Source organism: Vibrio superstes, from assembly GCF_003569005.1.
Classification (GTDB): Bacteria; Pseudomonadota; Gammaproteobacteria; order Enterobacterales; family Vibrionaceae; genus Vibrio; species Vibrio superstes.
The window spans coordinates 2,869,326-2,886,584 of sequence record NZ_BCUR01000004.1; the positions used below are offsets into that span (position 1 = coordinate 2,869,326).

17 protein-coding genes, 1 tRNA gene and 1 riboswitch are annotated in these 17,259 nt (G+C 44.2%); of the genes, 9 read left to right on the forward strand and 9 right to left on the reverse strand.

Annotated elements, in window-relative coordinates:
• Positions 1-15 precede the first annotated feature (15 nt).
• From rarD to D5I41_RS21085, 4 genes are all read left to right on the forward strand, one after another.
• A complete protein-coding gene (rarD, locus tag D5I41_RS21065; protein ID WP_119011465.1) occupies positions 16-915 on the forward strand; it encodes an EamA family transporter RarD in 900 nt (299 codons plus the stop codon).
• A complete protein-coding gene (locus D5I41_RS21070; protein WP_119011466.1) occupies positions 912-1,565 on the forward strand; it encodes a LysE family translocator in 654 nt (217 codons plus the stop codon). The genes rarD and D5I41_RS21070 overlap by 4 nt, the downstream gene beginning before the upstream one ends.
• 88 nt (positions 1,566-1,653) lie before the next feature.
• A complete protein-coding gene (ggt, locus tag D5I41_RS21075; protein ID WP_371860125.1) occupies positions 1,654-3,417 on the forward strand; it encodes a gamma-glutamyltransferase in 1,764 nt (587 codons plus the stop codon).
• 709 nt (positions 3,418-4,126) lie between these two features.
• On the forward strand, positions 4,127-4,753 hold the full coding sequence (locus D5I41_RS21085) for a MarC family protein (RefSeq protein WP_119011468.1): 627 nt from the start codon (positions 4,127-4,129) through the stop codon (positions 4,751-4,753).
• 39 nt (positions 4,754-4,792) lie between these two features.
• Here the strand turns inward: D5I41_RS21085 and uvrD are convergent, their stop codons facing one another.
• Positions 4,793-6,964, reverse strand: a complete 2,172-nt coding sequence (gene uvrD, locus D5I41_RS21090) for a DNA helicase II (RefSeq protein ID WP_119011469.1) — start codon at positions 6,962-6,964, stop codon at positions 4,793-4,795.
• 279 nt (positions 6,965-7,243) lie between these two features.
• On the opposite strand from uvrD, the gene D5I41_RS21095 reads away from it, so the two are divergent.
• From D5I41_RS21095 to D5I41_RS21110, 4 genes are all read left to right on the forward strand, one after another.
• Positions 7,244-7,504: a BufA1 family periplasmic bufferin-type metallophore gene (locus D5I41_RS21095; RefSeq protein WP_017027087.1), complete on the forward strand. Its 261-nt coding sequence runs from the start codon at positions 7,244-7,246 to the stop codon at positions 7,502-7,504.
• Positions 7,505-7,587: 83 nt separating this feature from the next.
• The gene (gene bufB, locus D5I41_RS21100) at positions 7,588-8,442 is read left to right on the forward strand and encodes an MNIO family bufferin maturase (protein WP_119011470.1); all 855 of its coding nucleotides are present in this window, start codon (positions 7,588-7,590) and stop codon (positions 8,440-8,442) included.
• A complete protein-coding gene (locus D5I41_RS21105) occupies positions 8,439-9,197 on the forward strand; it encodes an HvfC/BufC N-terminal domain-containing protein (RefSeq protein ID WP_119011471.1) in 759 nt (252 codons plus the stop codon). The genes bufB and D5I41_RS21105 overlap by 4 nt, the downstream gene beginning before the upstream one ends.
• A gap of 1 nt (position 9,198) precedes the next feature.
• Positions 9,199-9,654 (forward strand): DoxX family protein, encoded by a 456-nt coding sequence (locus D5I41_RS21110; RefSeq protein ID WP_119011472.1) that lies wholly within the window; start codon positions 9,199-9,201, stop codon positions 9,652-9,654.
• Between the two features lie 28 nt (positions 9,655-9,682).
• Here D5I41_RS21110 and tsrA read toward each other — a convergent pair whose 3' ends face one another.
• Complete coding sequence (gene tsrA, locus D5I41_RS21115; RefSeq protein ID WP_119011473.1) at positions 9,683-9,964, reverse strand: H-NS-like global regulator TsrA; 282 nt, start codon at positions 9,962-9,964, stop codon at positions 9,683-9,685.
• Positions 9,965-10,187: 223 nt separating this feature from the next.
• On the opposite strand from tsrA, the gene D5I41_RS21120 reads away from it, so the two are divergent.
• Complete coding sequence (locus D5I41_RS21120; protein ID WP_119011474.1) at positions 10,188-11,969, forward strand: aminopeptidase P family protein; 1,782 nt, start codon at positions 10,188-10,190, stop codon at positions 11,967-11,969.
• An 82-nt stretch (positions 11,970-12,051) separates the two neighbouring features.
• Here D5I41_RS21120 and thiH read toward each other — a convergent pair whose 3' ends face one another.
• The 7 genes from thiH to D5I41_RS21155 all read right to left on the reverse strand — a co-directional run bounded on the left by thiH (position 12,052) and on the right by D5I41_RS21155 (position 17,182).
• Positions 12,052-13,164 carry a 2-iminoacetate synthase ThiH gene (gene thiH, locus D5I41_RS21125; RefSeq protein WP_119011475.1) on the reverse strand — a complete coding sequence of 371 codons (1,113 nt, stop codon included), beginning with the start codon at positions 13,162-13,164 and terminating at the stop codon, positions 12,052-12,054.
• Positions 13,161-13,943: a thiazole synthase gene (locus D5I41_RS21130; RefSeq protein ID WP_119011476.1), complete on the reverse strand. Its 783-nt coding sequence runs from the start codon at positions 13,941-13,943 to the stop codon at positions 13,161-13,163. Before D5I41_RS21130 ends, thiH begins: the two co-directional genes overlap by 4 nt.
• 2 nt (positions 13,944-13,945) lie before the next feature.
• Complete coding sequence (gene thiS / locus D5I41_RS21135; RefSeq protein ID WP_119011477.1) at positions 13,946-14,155, reverse strand: sulfur carrier protein ThiS; 210 nt, start codon at positions 14,153-14,155, stop codon at positions 13,946-13,948.
• Positions 14,148-14,909 (reverse strand): HesA/MoeB/ThiF family protein, encoded by a 762-nt coding sequence (locus D5I41_RS21140; protein WP_119011478.1) that lies wholly within the window; start codon positions 14,907-14,909, stop codon positions 14,148-14,150. Before D5I41_RS21140 ends, thiS begins: the two co-directional genes overlap by 8 nt.
• The gene (locus D5I41_RS21145) at positions 14,899-16,014 is read right to left on the reverse strand and encodes a thiamine phosphate synthase (protein WP_235868957.1); all 1,116 of its coding nucleotides are present in this window, start codon (positions 16,012-16,014) and stop codon (positions 14,899-14,901) included. The genes D5I41_RS21140 and D5I41_RS21145 overlap by 11 nt, the downstream gene beginning before the upstream one ends.
• Before the next feature lie 148 nt (positions 16,015-16,162).
• Positions 16,163-16,276, reverse strand: a riboswitch (TPP riboswitch).
• Positions 16,277-16,315: 39 nt separating this feature from the next.
• A complete protein-coding gene (gene crcB, locus D5I41_RS21150) occupies positions 16,316-16,699 on the reverse strand; it encodes a fluoride efflux transporter CrcB (protein WP_119011480.1) in 384 nt (127 codons plus the stop codon).
• 392 nt (positions 16,700-17,091) lie between these two features.
• A tRNA-Ser gene (locus D5I41_RS21155) sits at positions 17,092-17,182 on the reverse strand.
• Between the last annotated feature and the right edge of the window lie 77 nt (positions 17,183-17,259).

A 17,259-nucleotide genomic window follows, 5' to 3' on the forward strand; every position in this document is an offset into this window, starting at 1 on the left:
GTATCTTGAGAATCTATGGATAACCTAGCTCAACAACGCACTCGACAAGGTGTCATCTTCGCCATAATGGCATACACCATGTGGGGAATTGCACCTATATATTTCAAAGCGTTATCTTCGGTTCCTGCCATTGAAATACTGATGCATCGAATTATTTGGTCCTTCTTTTTACTGGCTGGCCTGATTCACTTTGGACAAGGGTGGCGTTCCTTTCAAGAAATATTAAAAAGTAAAACCAAGCTCGTTTATTTAATCACCTCCTCTGTTTTAATCGGAGTGAACTGGCTTATTTTTATCTGGGCCGTCAACAGCAATCATATGCTAGAGGCAAGTCTTGGTTATTACATAAATCCAATCATCAATGTCATGCTTGGGATGGTGTTTCTGAGCGAACGATTAAGACCGGTACAATGGATAGCTGTTGCGCTGGCATTCTGCGGCGTTGTTATTGAGCTGATTGCCTTTGGCTCTATACCTTACATTTCGTTTGCATTGGCGTGTAGCTTTGGTGGCTATGGGTTGCTAAGGAAAAAAGTAAACCTTGATGCTCAGACTGGTCTGTTCGTTGAAACCCTGCTCTTATTGCCACTGGCTGTCATTTATTGGGCCTTCTTTACTAATAGTGATACCTCCAACATGTTTAGTAACAGCTGGGATTTAAACACACTACTTTTACTCGCAGGAGCGATAACCACCGCACCACTACTTTGCTTTACCGGCGCTGCGACTCGCATCAAACTGTCGACTTTAGGCTTCTTCCAATACATAGGTCCGAGCCTAATGTTCATCTTGGCGATCACCGTCTACGGTGAACACTTTAGTATCAATAAAGCTGTGACGTTCTTATTCATTTGGGCAGCACTGGTTGTGTTTAGCTTCGATGGAATCAAAAACGCTAGGAGCAATAGAAAGTGAACGAAGTTAATGTGTTACTGACTCTGGCTAGCGTACATTTTATTGCCTTAATGAGCCCAGGTCCCGATTTTGCTTTGGTGGTGCAGAATTCAACACGCTACGGAAGACAAACCGGCATCGCTATTGCGTTTGGTCTTTCTATTGGCATTCTTATTCACTCAATCCTCAGCCTCACAGGAATCAGCTACCTCGTTCACTCACACCCAACGCTGTTTCTTGTGCTTCAGCTTATGGGTGGCAGCTACCTGGCTTACCTAGGATTAACGGGTATGAAATCGATAATCCTAAGTATTCGGAAGCCCTCGGTAGACCAAAAACCAGGTAAGGATTTTACCCTCAATAGCAAGAAGCAAGCCTTCACTCGAGGGTTGACCACCAACCTATTGAACCCTAAAGCCTTAGTTTTCTTCGTCAGTTTGATGTCGACATTGGTTCCAGCAAGCATGTCTGTAGAAGGCAAAATCGGGGCATTAGTCATTCTTTGGAGCCTATCGCTGTTTTGGTTCACGCTATTGGCTTGGGCTTTATCGACAAAAAGACTGCAGCAAATGCTAGCCCGTGTTGCCATCTATATCGATATCATTTGTAGTTTGCTGTTTTCCGTCCTGGGTACAGCCATTCTTTGGCAAGCGATCACTCAACTCTTATAACTTCTCTCTCAAAGTGTTCGTTTTCATTTGAAAAATCATGATTAAATGCCACGCTTTCAGTACTTTACTGTAGCAGCGTGGCAACCTAATGATTCTTCGAACACTATCCCTACTCACTCTAGCCTGCATGGCACCTTCAACTGTCATCGCCAATCAAGCCAGCGATGCGGTCGCTCCTGAAACTCCTACCGGTTGGGAATCCAAGAAAGCTCAGCAAAGCAAAGAGTGGATGGTTACAGCTGCAAACCCCATCGCTAGCCAATATGCAGCCCAAGTGCTCAACGATGGCGGTAATGCGATTGATGCCATGGTAGTAACACAATTAGTGCTGGGATTAGTTGAACCCCAATCATCGGGAATTGGTGGTGGCGCTTTCCTCGTATACTGGGATGGTCAGAAAAAAAGCCTTACTACTTTCGATGCTCGTGAGACCGCCCCTCTAGCCGTAAAGCCTGAGCACTTCATTGACGAGGATGGCCAACCATTAAAATTCTACGACGCGGTCGTAAGTGGTCTGTCAGTGGGCACACCGGGTGCGATAAAGCTATTGTGGGAAATGCACCAAAAGCATGGCAGCGTCAAATGGCCAAGGCTGATTGAACCCGTAATAGCATTGGCGGAGCAAGGGTTTACCATTAGTCCTCGATTAGCCAGCTTGATTGAACGAGATAAACAACATCTCTCCATTGATGCCAACAGCAAGGCCTACTTCCTCAATTCAGATGGCAGCGCTAAACAAGCTGGGGAAGTAATGATTAATCAGGAGTATGCCGATACGCTAAAGCTTTTGGCCACCTATGGTGAAAATGCTTTCTACCAAGGCGATATCGCCAATGACATTGTCGCAGCGGTCACCAATCACCCCAAATATGCAGGGGTGCTAGCACAGCAAGACCTTGCCAGATATGAAGTCATAGAGCGTACTCCAATCTGTGTGGACTATCTAGAATACGATGTTTGTGGAATGGGCCCTCCTAGCTCGGGAGGGATTGCCGTCGGCCAAATACTCAAACTCTCCCAACAATTCCCACTGCATGAGTGGGGATCAGCCAGCGCAAAAAGCTACAAAGTCATAGGTGATGCCACCCAGCTGGCTTTTGCAGATAGAGCTAAGTACTTAGCCGATAGTGATTTTGTGTCTGTACCCTCTCAAGGGCTCATCAATGAGGATTACCTTAAACAGCGCGCAAAAATGATAGATCTCAAAGCCCCTCTAAAATCAGTCAGTGCAGGGTCTCCTCCTTGGGAGATCGCCCTTAACTATGCCAATGACCAATCCATAGAGCTTCCCTCTACAACTCACTTTAATATTGTCGATGCTCAAGGAAATGTAGTCAGTTTAACCAGTAGTGTAGAAAACGTTTTTGGTTCGCGAATCATGGTCAGAGGGTTCTTACTCAACAACCAGATGACAGATTTTTCCTTTAGGCATCATCAAGATGGCCAGATCATCGCTAATCACATTGCGCCAGGAAAAAGACCGCGTTCTTCCATGTCACCAACAATAGTCCTAAAAAATGGCTCTCCTTATCTATCCATTGGTTCACCTGGCGGTAGCTACATCATTGGGTATGTCGCACAAGCGCTCATCGCACATTTAACTTGGCAGTTACCTCTAGAAGATGTGGTTCATTTGCCCCACATCTCTAATCGATTTGGCACGGTTGAATTTGAGCAAGACACTAACGCTCAGCAGTATGAGCAACAGTTTAAAAAATGGGGTTACAAAACCAAAGTGAAGCCTCTTAATTCAGGCCTACACATCATTAAGATTGAGCAAAACTTGACCGGTGCGGCTGATCCAAGACGAGAAGGTGTCGCTATTGGAGAAAATCAAATGGTAAGACAATAACGACATCCGCCCGAAATTTGTAAGAGATCTCTCACAAAGATGTGCGTGATCGAAGTTAAAATCTGCCGAAAACAAGACAGAAACAAGCTAAGCATTTGTTTTTTATGCACTTTCGTTATGAGTTGTTGTTACGATTAAAATCTTTTTACTCACACCCCATTGAGCAAAAATGAGAAAAGCATAATATAACAAGGGTCGGAAGGAAGCTGACACGGAAAAGGAAATCACCAAGGATTAGGTGTTCTTCAGGATGAAGATTCGGTTATTCAGGATGAATAGTCGGCATGGAAAGCAAATTGGACATTGAATGGACGCAATAGTAACTAGGATGGTTACTACTATGGAAAGACAATGGACACCTCTGGATGAGGCAAGGACTAAACATCAGGACGATGTGAAGGACACCGCTCAAGGAATAAGTGACGTGCGCTAACGAGGATTGTTGGCAGACCAGGATAAGGTCATATGGACACCGCTAGGATGGCGAGAAAAGGAATACGCTGAAGGATAACAGCACACTATCATGGATTTGATGCATGGAGCACACTTAGTAGCCGGATTGCTGCGAGTAAGACTATAACCCCGAAGAGCGCAAGCTCTCGGGGTTTTTCTTTATGTAACATATCTCATTCATCTCAACTACCCACATGCCACACCTGATATACTAAGAAAGCCCCCTCCCTTAATCTTGCTTTAGGAGATAACTTTCTTGCTCAGCATCCTAGTTACTCAATTTGTCGTCCTGTGGGCGGTCATCGATCCTGTTGGCTCAGTCCCGGTATATCTTTCACAAACTCATCATTTAGCTAAGAAACAACGCCGATTAGTTGCGATTAAAGCCGTAGCGATTGCCACTGGCGTGCTTCTATTCTTTTTACTTGCTGGACAAGTACTATTAGAGGCAATGCAAATTCCTCTCCCCGCATTCCAAGCCGCCGGTGGATTAGTTCTACTGTTATTTGCATTGACCATGATTTTTGGGGAAAGCAAACCTGAACAAGAAAGCAAGATGTCGAAAGAGATCGACCGATCGGAACTTGCCGATCTGGCCGTTTATCCTTTGGCTATTCCTTCAATCGCCTCTCCTGGCGCTATGATGGCCATCGTAATGCTTACCGATAACCATAGGCACGCCTTTATAGATCAGGCTATGACTGCCGGTGTTATGTTAGTCGTATTACTCATCACCCTATTCTTATTACTAGGGGCGACTCATATTCAGAAGTGGATTGGCAACGTGGGTGCCGCTATCATCAGTCGTGTAATGGGATTGATTCTGGCTGCAGTTGCAGTGAACAACCTTTTGCAGGGCATAAAAGATTTTTACTTGGCCTAAAAAGTAAAAAGCCCCAGCATTCACTGGGGCTCATTCAAATTACAATCTCTCGAGTTTGGCGTACTGGGTAATCAGCCACTTTATTCCTTCGCCGTTAAAGGCAACCTGAACACGGCTTTGCGCACCACTTCCTTCAAAGTTAATGATGGTACCTTCTCCAAATTTTGGATGACTCACTCGCTGCCCCAAGCTAAAACCAGTCTCATTAAAGCTTTCTTTCTTAACCGTTTGGCTAAACCGTCCACTATTGGTTGGTCGACTCACCTGCGCCTTCATACGCACTTCTTGAACGCACGCTTCTGGCAACTCTTTAATAAAGCGAGATGGCTTGTGGTACTTATCTTGGCCATACAAACGACGCATCTCAGCATAGGTGAGATATAACTTCTGCATCGCTCGAGTCATTCCCACATAAGCAAGTCTGCGCTCTTCTTCGAGTCGACCCGCTTCCTCTGATGACATTTGACTCGGGAACATCCCCTCTTCTACGCCGACCATGAAGACCAAAGGAAACTCTAGACCCTTGGCACTGTGTAGGGTCATTAACTGTACCGCATCATCAAATTCATCAGCCTGACCTTCGCCTGCTTCAAGTGCAGCATGGGTAAGGAAAGCGGTAAGGTCACTCATCTCATCCGCCTCTTCAGGCTTTTCAAATTGACGCGTGGCCGTGACCAGTTCCTCAAGGTTTTCTATGCGAGCCTGAGCCTTTTCACCCTTCTCCTGCTGATACATAGTAAACAAGCCAGAGGCTTTGATGGCATGGTCAGTTTGCTTATGCATTTCCATTGAAGCGGTATCGTCTTCAAGGGCATTAATTAATTCGACGAAGCGCCCTAGAGCACCAGCGGCTCGACCCGCAAAGACCTTTTCTTCAAGAAGCTGATTACTGGCTTGCCATAATGTTGTGCCACGATCTCGAGCGGCAAAACGAATGGTTTCTAAAGTCTTTTCGCCTAGACCACGAGTCGGAGTGTTCACCACCCTTTCAAAGGCAGCGTCATCATTTCGGTTCGACATTAAGCGCAAATAGCCCAATGCATCTCTGATTTCTTGACGCTCGAAGAATCGCATTCCACCGTAAATTCGGTAAGGCAGCCCTGCTTGAATCAAGGCTTCCTCGATCACACGCGACTGAGCATTATTTCGATACAGGATTGCAGAGTCTTTCAGTACACCGCCTGTATCCTGCCACTCTTTGATCTTATTGACCGCGAAGCGAGCCTCATCGAGCTCATTGTAGGCTGAATACACAGAGATTAGCTCACCATCACTACCATCCGTCCACAACTCCTTACCCATACGCTCAACGTTGTTGGCAATCAGATGGTTAGCAGCGGTAAGTATGTTCTTAGTAGAACGGTAATTCTGTTCAAGGCGCACGGTTGATGCTTGCTTAAACTCATTCAGGAAGCGTTGAATGTTTTCTATTTTAGCGCCACGCCAACCATAAATAGATTGGTCATCATCGCCGACAATCATGACGTTACACTCGGGGCTCGCCATCATACGCAACCAAGCATACTGAATGTTGTTGGTATCTTGGAACTCATCCACCAAGATATGTTTAAAACGAGCCTGATAGTGTTCACGAATATGTTGCTTATCACGCAGAAGCTCATGACAACGCAGCAAAATTTCAGCAAAATCAACTAAACCCGCTCGGTCACACGCTTCTTGGTAGACCGAATAGATACGTAACCAGGTCTTAGTCACTGGATCGTGATAGCTATCGATATGTTGAGGTCGTAGCCCTTCATCTTTTTTGCCATTGATCCACCAAGCTGCTTGCTTTGCTGGCCATTGCTTTTCATCTAGATTCTGCGCCTTGATTAAACGTCGCAGTAAGCGCTGCTGATCATCAGAATCAATAATCTGAAAGTCTTCTGGTAACTTAGCGTCAAGGTAGTGAGCGCGAAGGATGCGATGACAGATTCCATGGAAGGTCCCATTCCACATCCCAGAAGCAGTGCCTTGCATCAATTCTTCAATACGACCACGCATTTCAGCGGCGGCTTTATTGGTAAAGGTTACCGACATGACCGAAAATGGCGATGCTTGCTCTACAGACATCAGCCAGGCAATACGATGAACCAATACTCGGGTCTTACCACTACCCGCGCCCGCTAGGATCAATAGGTTGCCCAATGGGGCTGCAACGGCTTCTCGCTGTTTATCATTGAGCCCGTCGAGTAATAATGATGCGTCCATCGTACCTTTCCAATCAATTACTGTTTATTTATACATTAAAGCTCAGTATACAGGGTTACAGATACGATCTCTAACCTGTGTTTTTGCCCTTTTTCCGTAGAAAAATCGAAATTATTTATTCTTTATTTTCAATGACCTATATTGAAACTCTTATTTTATAGTATTTTTTTGAAAGATTTTCGTGATCCAACCCGTCCTATTTAACAGGCATTCGCAACAAACCATTAACATTAACCCGCGATTGCTCAGACAACTTAGAATCATATCGAGGATGAAATTATGAAAAAGTCTAATCTTGCAGTTACAGCGGCAGTTACTGGTTTATTAGCTCTAGGTGGCACCATGCTGACTGCAACACATGCAGTCGCAGCTGAGAAAGAGAAATGCTACGGCGTATCAAAGGCTGGTAAAAATGACTGTGCAACGAAAACAAGTTCGTGTGCCGGCACATCAAAAGAAGATCATCAGAAAGACGCCTTCGTCGTAGTGCCTAAAGGGCTTTGTGACAAGCTAGCCGGTGGCAGTACATCATCTTCGTAATCTAGCTACGAATTAGATTTAATGTCTGGGGCACACCTATCAAACGAGCCCCTCTTTTTCGCAAATTTTCGGAGAGTACAACGATGCACTATACAGGGATTCATAACAGTATTGGGGTGGGTTTGCGTCATCCTCATCTCAACTTCTTTGAACATAACCCTGGCCATGTGTCTTGGTTAGAGGTGCATAGTGAGAATTACTTCGAAATCAACTCCCCCGCACGGCAGCAGCTTAGAAACATTCGCCAGCAGCATCAAATATCTTGCCACGGCGTAGGACTCTCCCTTGGTTCCGTAGGAGAAATAGATAAATCTCACCTGCAGTCTTTGATTCATTTAATTGACGAGATCGAACCATCGCTAGTCTCCGACCACCTAAGCTGGAGTGAAAATGGCGGTGTGCATTTTAATGACCTGCTCCCTCTTCCTTATACAGAAGAAGCTCTTGAGGTTTTTGTTCGAAATGTTGTTCAGGTACAAGATGCCATCAAGCGCCCATTGTTAATTGAAAACCCAAGCAGTTATCTGCGCTTCAATCACTCCACTATTTCAGAGTGGGACTTTCTAAACGAAGTACAACAACGTTCTGGATGCCAACTGCTACTCGACCTAAATAACATCTATGTTTCTTCATTAAACCATGGCTTTGATGCGCTTCATTACCTGAATGCCATCGACCAACGTGCGGTTCAAGAGATTCATCTTGCAGGGTTTACCGTCAAAGAAATACAACACTCAAAGATATGGATTGATACACACAGTACCAATGTGTGTGATGAAGTGTGGGAGTTATATCGTGTATGGAGTCAATCAAACCCAAACACTGCCACCCTTATAGAGTGGGATATGGATATACCCTCACCAGAGGTACTATTAGGCGAGGCCGAAAAAGCGTCTGTGATTGCAAAAAGGTTTACTGATATGAGGGAAGCCTCATGATCAGCCTGTCTCAACTACAAAGTAACTTTGCTCGCTCCTTACTCTATCAAGGAGATGTGTCTGACTGCCACATTCATAGCGACCACTTCACTGATGAGCAGCGCATTCAAATCTATCGAAACAATGTGGTGCATAGTTTGACTGATGTCCTGAAGGTCATGTACCCCTACACATTAGCTTTGGTGGGTGAAGAGTGTTTTGAACAGATAGCACGATCGCACATACTGAGTACCCCCTCATCAAGCGGCAACGTATCCAATTATGGGCAAGGGCTTGCACAAACCATATCGACATTTCCTAAAGTCATTGAGGCAGCCCCTTACATCACGGAGGTCGCTAGGTTTGAAGCCTTAGCTGATAAACTTAAACTTACTCTTCACAACGCGATAGAGAATGAGCACCAACCTCTTGCAGCGCTGAGCCAGTTGAGCGACCAACAGCAACAAAATATAGGCTTAGTTTCTAAAGCCAGCGTCCGCAGCTTTGAATCAAATTACTCGGTATTCGACCTGATCGAGGCCATAGACCGAAACGTTTTCGAAGAGTTGCAACTCAAACAATCTCAATATGGTTACGTTCAAGCAACCCCCGATGGACACCTTCATTTCCATCAACTCGAACACAATGACTTTTTGTTGTTGAGAGCAATCGAAAGCAAGCAACCGTTATCACAAATCAACGAACAGCTACTTCCTTCTATACCGTCATTGGTAGATCGAAGACTGATCGCCGGCTTTGCACAGCTAAGGAGTTGATATGAACAGTACAATCCAATCTAAATATCGAGCTTACGAAGGGATCGTTGAGAACCTTCAAGGCCTGGCAATACCCGCCCTTTTACTTTTCTGTCGACTTTGGGTTGCTTGGGTTTTCTTCAATGCAGGACTGGTGAAGATAGGAACCTGGGACAGTACCCTATTTTTATTCGAATACGAATATCAGGTGCCTATTCTTCCTTGGGAAATCGCGGCTTATGTAGGAACCGCAACTGAACTTATCGTTCCTATTTTTATCGCGCTAGGCTTACTTACCCGACCATTTGCAGCGATATTATTCATATTCAACATCATGGCCGTGGTGTCTTATCCCGTTCTGTGGGAAAAAGGATTTTATGATCATCAACTTTGGGGGTTAATGATCTTAATTAACCTCATTTGGGGAGCAGGAATATTATCTGCCGATCATATTCTGGCGAAGCGATTCAAACAATAATAACGACAATAAGCTCCTGTATAGGAGCTTATTTATTCATGTATTTTTTTAAGTCTTCGACAGAGATACCGTCTTTCACGAGTTCTTGAGCGAGTAAATCAACTTGCTCACCCTTTCGAGATTCAATGACTCTTTGAAACTGATAAACGATATCTTTTAAAGTATGCAAGGGCAATTGTTTTGCTGCACTTCTAATTCTTTCTTCACTTTGATTGCCTAGCTCCCTCAGTAATTTGCCATACATTACTTTTTCAGGAGACTCTTCCATCTGCTCCATTATACGAGCTAATTCATAAGTCGTTAATGCCATATTATTTCACTTCAATAAGAACTTGTTGTGTTTTGAAGAAATCAAAACTCGCGGTGGGACGGAAATATTGTCTGTATATAGAATATACTCTTTTTACCGTAACTAGAACAGTTTTCATTTGCGATATGCAACGTCATTTTCCGCACTCTGAAATTGCACACAGACCTTAAAAAGAGTAGCTTAATCGCCATGCGCATAAAGGTAGTAACGAAAAGGAGAGATTATGCCAGCTCAAATAAAAAGCCGTGTTGCAGATTTTCGCAACTGGTTAAGTACAAATGGATTAGACGCCTTCATTGTTCCTCACGAAGATGAATTTCTTGGTGAGTACATCCCAGAGCACAATGAACGCTTACACTGGCTGACAGGCTTTACCGGATCAGCAGGAGCAGCCGTAATCTCAACTAACGATGCGGCTATTTTTGTCGATGGTCGCTATACCGTTCAAGTAACGAAACAAACGCCTGCTGATGTTTATTCTTATCAACACCTTGTGCAAAACCCTCCTGTAGCTTGGGTTACTCAAAACCTCGTAAAAGGTAGCAAAGTTGGTATTGACCCTAGAATGCACTCTGGTCGTTGGTTAGCTTCAACTAAGCAATCCCTTTCTGAAGATTACGAAATCGTGTACACCGATAGCAATCCAATCGATACCTTATGGAGTGATAGACCACAAGCAACTCTTTCTACATTGCGTCTAATGGAGAATGATTGGGTGGGTGTTGATAGCCAGGAAAAGCGCACTTTAATTGCCAATGAGTTAAAAGCACAAAAGGCGGATAGTGCCGTTCTTACTGCACTAGATTCAATTTGCTGGTTATTGAACATTCGCGGTAGCGACATATCTCGTTTACCTGTTGCCCTGTCTCATGCCATTGTTCATAGCAATAGTGAGGTAGAATTCTTTATAGACTCTGAACGTGTGCCAACTCAGTTTGATGAACACGTTGGGTCGGGTGTTACGGTCTACTCTCCATCAGAGCTTGAGACTCGCCTCACTGCTCTTAAGGGCCGCAAGGTAATACTTGATCCGGCAACCAGTAATGCATGGTTTGAACTAGTGCTTAACCAAGTTGGCGCGGAAGTACTTCCAATAGCCGACCCTTGCCTAATTCCTAAAGCGGTTAAGAACAGTGTCGAAGCACAAGGAATGAAGAACAGTCACGTTCGTGATGGCGTCGCCATGATTAAGTTTTTGTCTTGGTTCGACAAGCAAAACGATAAAGGCGAGTTTCTCAATGAAGCACAACTATCGGATAAGCTAGAAAGCTTCAGGAAAGAAGATTCTTCATTAGCGGATCTAAGCTTCGATACTATTTCAGCAGCCGCTCACAATGCAGCAATGTGCCATTACAATCACAACAACGAGCCTACCCCAGGTGTTGTATCTAACAACTCCATGTACTTGGTAGACTCTGGTGGTCAATATCCAGATGGAACGACAGACATTACTCGAACCATCGCAATTGGCAACCCGACACAAGAAATGAAGAAACAATTCACTCTCGTATTGAAGGGACATATTGGCCTAGCTCAAGCTCGTTTCCCTAAGGGAACTAAAGGGCACCAATTAGATATCCTTGCACGCCAGCATTTATGGGCGAACGGATTTGATTACGACCATGGTACCGGTCATGGTGTTGGTCATTTCCTTAGTGTGCACGAGGGGCCACAGCGTATTGCGAAGGTATACAATGATACTGCGTTAGAGGCAGGTATGGTTCTGTCTAATGAACCGGGTTACTACCGCACAGACGAGTTTGGTATTCGCATCGAAAACCTAGAGATTGTTGTTGAGATTGAAACAGCAGGCGATTTTTCGGTGTTAGGCTTCGAATCCCTGACGCGTTGCCCTATCGATACACGTAACATTGACCTCACTCTCTTATCTGCACACGAAGTTGAGTGGCTAAACACATACCATCAAAAGGTGTGGAACGACCTTTCTCCGCTTGTAGATGGCGAAGTGAAACAGTGGCTTGAACAAGCAACTAACGCCATTTAACCTTTTAAATTAGTTACGAAAAAAAACCAGTGGGTACGCCACTGGTTTTTTTGTTTCACGTGAAACACCTAGTTCAAAACGCTTAGCCCGAGTAAATCGAAGTCCAATCTCTCCACACCGGTTCCAGCCCCCTATTTCTAATCGCCAATTCCACTTCTGTAGCTGAACGTTCATCTGAGATTTCAAACTGTTCTAGTTCTTCAGTATCAACCGCGTAGCCTCCTGGCTGAGTCTTGGATGCAGCTGAAACTGTGGTCACACCTAATGGCAGAATGTTATCTCTGAAGGTGGCTGATTCTCGTGTGGAAAGAGAGATGTCAACGTGCTGATTAAAGAGACGGTACGCACAAATAAGTTGCACCATCTGCTTATCGTTCAAAATTGATTTAGGTTGTACCCCGCCCTCGCAAGGTCTTAATCTAGGTAAAGAAATACTGTAGCGAGATTTCCAGTAGGTTCTTTCTAAGTATTCCAAGTGGGTAGCAACAAACAAACTATCAACACGCCAATTATCCAAGCCGATAAGCGCACCTATACCAATCTTATCAATCCCTGCTTTAGCTAATCTATCGGGTGTTTCCAATCGATAGTAGAAGTCCGTTTTTGAACCTTTAAGATGATGCTCTGCATACGTTGATGGGTTGTAGGTTTCTTGATAAACCATAACTGCATCCAGACCAAGTGTCTTCAGTTCGGCATACTGCGCCTGATCCAGTGGCTGCACTTCCATGGCCAGATAATTGAAATCTTTTTTTATCTCAGGAAGTACTTGTCGGAAATAGTCCATACCAACTTTGTTCTGGTGTTCTCCCGTTACAAGCAAGACACTATCAAACTTCATTGCCTTAAGTGCATCGATCTCCAAACCAATCTCGTCCAAATCAAGAGTCTTACGCTTAATCTTATTCTTCATGGAGAAACCACAATAAGTGCAATCGTTCGAACAAAGATTCGATAGGTATAAGGGAACGTATAGCCCTACGTTAGAACCGAAACGCTGTCTTGTTCTCTGGTTAGAGAGCTGGGCCATCGATTCTAAATACGGTTCTGCGGCTGGTGAGATTAACGCTTTAAAATCTTCAATATCAAGCCTAGATTTCGATAGCGCTTTTTCAACATCCATTGCTGTCTTAGACATAATGGATAGATAGTTCTCACTCCAGTCTGTAGATTTAAAGACATCTACAAAACTCATAGTTTAGCCTCATACTGAGAGTCTAGGAATGCGGTCATAGGACTAGAAGCTACCGCTTTTAATTGCTGAGCGCCTAAGCCCGCTTCGTAAGCCATTCGACCCGCCTCAACCGCTAGCTTAAACGCTCGACTAATAGCAATTGGATCGCCCGCAGTAGCCATCGCGGTATTAACCAAAACGGCATCTGCACCCAGTTCCATGGCTTGTGCTGCATGAGACGGAGCGCCTATGCCTGCATCGACAATAACAGGAACGTTGGCTTGCTCAATGATAATCTTCAGAAAATCGATTGAAGCCAATCCTTTATTAGTGCCGATTGGCGCCCCTAATGGCATAACAGCAGCACAACCCACTTCTTCTAGGCGCTTACATAGAACTGGGTCAGCATGGCAATAAGGTAGAACGATAAAGCCATCTTTAACCAGTTGCTCTGCAGCCTTCAATGTCTCGATCGGATCCGGCATCAAGTACTTTGGATCCGGGTGTATCTCTAGCTTGAGCCAGTTTGTTTGCAGTGCTTCCCTAGCCAGGTGAGCTGCAAATATTGCATCCTCTGCATTCTTTGCACCGGAAGTATTGGGCAAAAGGTTAACGCCAAGGTCAGTAAGTGGCTTTAAGATATCATCTTGTCGATCAAATACATCAACACGCTTCAGTGCCATGGTCACTAACTCAGACTCAGAGGCTTCAATTGATGATGCCATCAAGGTGTTGTTAGCGTACTTACCAGTCCCCGTGAACAATCTTGATTTAAATGTTTTATCTGCAATTTTAAGCATTGTTAGCCTCCAGCTATCGCGCGGAACACAGAGAGAGTGTCGCCTTTTTGTATTTGAATGGTGTTCCATTTTGATTTTGGAATCACCTTATTGTTTAACGCAATAGCACAGCCCTCAGAAGGAATACCTTGCTCATCTAACACCTCGATAAGACTGGATTCCATGCCTATATTGGTCAGTTTATCGTTTATGGTTACCACTACTTCATTCATTGTTGTTTCCCTCGCTACATACCGCGCAACTATCATCTTTCTCAATAGCAAATTTTTGGTGACTCATCTCTCTTCCATTAAACACAATCAATTCACCAGTATTCAGTGTTTCGGGTTCTGTAATCGCTCTTATTGCGAGCATAGATTGAAGACTGCCAGTCATATTTACACTCGGGCCCATGACACCGGCATCGCTGCATTTTGTAGCTTGATTGGACTCATTAAACGGATATAGGCAGTGATAACAAGCACTCTGTTGTTGCCCATCAAAGTAAGCAACTTGACCATCCCAGCCTATCGCTGCACCCGACACTAATGGTATTTGGTTAGAGGTGCAGGCCTTGTTGATGTCTTGTCTTGTTGGGAAGTTATCACTACAGTCGATAACGAGATCGGCCAAGCTGACTTCGATGTTGAGTAAATCCAAAGACATTCGTCTGCTAACACTACGAGTACTGATCGATGGGTTGAGTCGTTTAATTTGCCCCGCAAGCGCTTGCGCTTTTGCTTGGCCAAGGTCCGATTCTCTATAGCTTAGTTGACGGTGCAGGTTACTTAATTCAACACTATCATCATCACAAAGCACTAACTTACCTATACCTGCGCCAGCCAGTTGCAATGCCACTGTACTGCCTAAGCCGCCACACCCAACGATAAGCACCTTGGCACCTAGCAATAATCTCTGCCCACTCTCTCCCAGCTCAGGCAGCATTATCTGACGTTGATAGCGCAAAAACTCCTGGTCAGACAGCATCAGAAGCCTCTTCTAATTGGTTTTCTTTTTCGTGTAGGTGTTTGAATAGTTGTTGGAACTGCGCAACAGCCTCATGCTTATCGTGCGCTTGTGTTACCGCTCTCACCACAGCCACACTTGTTACGCCTGACTCAATAACTAACGGAGCGCGCTCTAGGTTGATCCCACCAATCGCTACGGAAGGCAGTATTTCACCTCTTTGCTCACCGATTGAGGTAATTAAAGCCTGATATAAATTGAGCTTGATTAAACCTTGAGGAGAAGAAGGCATATCTTTGGTGGTAGTAGGGAAGATGTGCCCTAGTGCCAAATAAGAAGGCTTGTACTGCAACGCATTGATGATTTCATAGTAGCCATGCGTCGATATCCCTAAACCTGTGTCGCTACTTAGCAGGCGACTGTCAGCTAACTCTGCTAAGTCCTCTTGTCCTAAGTGAATGCAAGAAGCACCATGTTCTAAAGCAAGCTCCCAGTAATCATTAATGACAACATCCACTCCACGCTGTTTACCGATCTGAATTGCTCGCCTGACATCTTCAGTCACCGCCTCATTAGACTTATCTTTAATTCTAAGCTGGAGAATGTTCACATCGCTTTGGGAGATTTCATCCACAAGCTCAAGACTATCCAGCACTGGATATAAGCCAAAGCATCGAGATGGTTTGCGAGTCAAAACTTGTTGATGGGTCGTGGCTAGTTGAGGAAAGAATTTGATGTGGTTCGGCCATGTTTCACATGAAACATGCAAAGCACTTTTGGCAATAAGAGCAGCATCTTCAATGGTGAACTCTAAAGACAAAGCGATAAGAAGCCATGCTAAATAGTCGTCACAAGTGGTCAGGTAATCTTCAGGTTTATATGTCCATTCAAAGCAACTGCCATCACTAAGAGTGATTGAGTCTTGCCCCTTAGTATGAAGAACCTCGAGTGAAGCAAGCTTATTATTCTCTGAATCGACTATAGTGGCTGAAAACTGCTGCTCAACATTTGTATCAACAACAAGCTCAAATGTTTGGTTAGGAGTGACTATGGCGTAACTGTCTCCACCAGAGATCGCAGTTATCACCTTGCTAAAGCCTGCAGTAGTTGCCTTACTTGCAACCATTGAGAGCGCTTTATCAAAAGCGGGAGTTATCGTTGGAGATTGTATATAACTATTTAGCGGGGATTCCATCGCCCTATCCTTCTGTAAAAAACACAGCTTGTCGGATAGATTGATGGTACAAGTATCAGGAAGAAACCCAATAGCTTTTCGAAGAGACCACCTTGTTTCCTTCGCAGGTATTACCCTGTATCAGGTTCAACGAATTCCGTATTCACGGTCTCAGCATCTTGTGATTAACACTTCAGCACTCCGACAAGCAGTTCCATTATATATAAACTACGAGAAGAACAAAGCAGACATGTTAATTTTTGAAGACTAAATGGAATCCAATCATTGCAGCAGAGATACTGAATACCACATTAAGCACAATGTTCAATCCAGCCTTCCAGTAGTCCCCTTGTTGGAACATAAGGACGTTATCCATAGAGAAGGTAGAAAAGGTCGTTAATGCTCCTAGGAAGCCAAGGCCAATGATTTGGCGCCACGGATCGACAGCAATCACTTCATTTTCAAAGAGGGCAATCAGTGTCCCCATAATAAATGAACCTACAATATTGACAGTCAAGGTACCATACGGAAAACCCCGCCCTAGCAATACAACACACAGTTCAGAAATCAAATATCGCGAACAAGCACCAAAGGCACCACCAATTGCGATAAATCCAAGGGTTGCAAATTGTCCCATCCCCTATTTCTCCTTAGCAAAATAGATTACATTTAAAAAGTTACACCTGTCACTTATGGGTGTCTTTATGTGATATTGATCGATAGCATAGCAAACATATGCATCGGATATAGTGCAAAAGTTTAGATTGCATAAAATAGCGACAAATGACTGGGGAGGTTTATACCGATCACACTAAGTAACTGATCAGAAATAGCGTAGGAAAAATTATCGAGGACAAGGCAAAGTTTTTCGATAAGTAGTTATTCTACAACCAAAAATTCTAACGCAGTCATCGAGTATTTTAACAAGCTGGGATGACTAGTTATTTAGTACGATTGGTATTATATAAGAGGAGTTGAAATACTGCAGATACAAAAAAACCGCTGACGAGTCAGCGGTTTTTTGTAATGTGGCGGAGAGATAGGGATTTGAACCCTAGAACCGCTATTAACGGTTGCCGGTTTTCAAGACCGGTGCTTTCGACCACTCAGCCATCTCTCCACAAATTGTTACTAGTTAAGGTCTTATAAATGCCTTATCCAGTATTTGCTTTCAGATCGTTAAATCTAAAAACTTAA

What these genes read in the sequence shown, in the direction of transcription:
- rarD (WP_119011465.1), top strand. Translation starts at nt 16, where the DNA reads ATGGATAACCTAGCTCAACAACGCACTCGACAAGGTGTCATCTTCGCC.
- ggt (WP_371860125.1), top strand. Translation starts at nt 1,654, where the DNA reads ATGATTCTTCGAACACTATCCCTACTCACTCTAGCCTGCATGGCACCT.
- uvrD (WP_119011469.1), bottom strand. Translation starts at nt 6,964, where the DNA reads ATGGACGCATCATTATTACTCGACGGGCTCAATGATAAACAGCGAGAA.
- D5I41_RS21095 (WP_017027087.1), top strand. Translation starts at nt 7,244, where the DNA reads ATGAAAAAGTCTAATCTTGCAGTTACAGCGGCAGTTACTGGTTTATTA.
- bufB (WP_119011470.1), top strand. Translation starts at nt 7,588, where the DNA reads ATGCACTATACAGGGATTCATAACAGTATTGGGGTGGGTTTGCGTCAT.
- D5I41_RS21105 (WP_119011471.1), top strand. Translation starts at nt 8,439, where the DNA reads ATGATCAGCCTGTCTCAACTACAAAGTAACTTTGCTCGCTCCTTACTC.
- D5I41_RS21110 (WP_119011472.1), top strand. Translation starts at nt 9,199, where the DNA reads ATGAACAGTACAATCCAATCTAAATATCGAGCTTACGAAGGGATCGTT.
- tsrA (WP_119011473.1), bottom strand. Translation starts at nt 9,964, where the DNA reads ATGGCATTAACGACTTATGAATTAGCTCGTATAATGGAGCAGATGGAA.
- D5I41_RS21120 (WP_119011474.1), top strand. Translation starts at nt 10,188, where the DNA reads ATGCCAGCTCAAATAAAAAGCCGTGTTGCAGATTTTCGCAACTGGTTA.
- thiH (WP_119011475.1), bottom strand. Translation starts at nt 13,164, where the DNA reads ATGAGTTTTGTAGATGTCTTTAAATCTACAGACTGGAGTGAGAACTAT.
- D5I41_RS21130 (WP_119011476.1), bottom strand. Translation starts at nt 13,943, where the DNA reads ATGCTTAAAATTGCAGATAAAACATTTAAATCAAGATTGTTCACGGGG.
- thiS (WP_119011477.1), bottom strand. Translation starts at nt 14,155, where the DNA reads ATGAATGAAGTAGTGGTAACCATAAACGATAAACTGACCAATATAGGC.
- D5I41_RS21140 (WP_119011478.1), bottom strand. Translation starts at nt 14,909, where the DNA reads ATGCTGTCTGACCAGGAGTTTTTGCGCTATCAACGTCAGATAATGCTG.
- D5I41_RS21145 (WP_235868957.1), bottom strand. Translation starts at nt 16,014, where the DNA reads ATGGTTGCAAGTAAGGCAACTACTGCAGGCTTTAGCAAGGTGATAACT.
- crcB (WP_119011480.1), bottom strand. Translation starts at nt 16,699, where the DNA reads ATGGGACAATTTGCAACCCTTGGATTTATCGCAATTGGTGGTGCCTTT.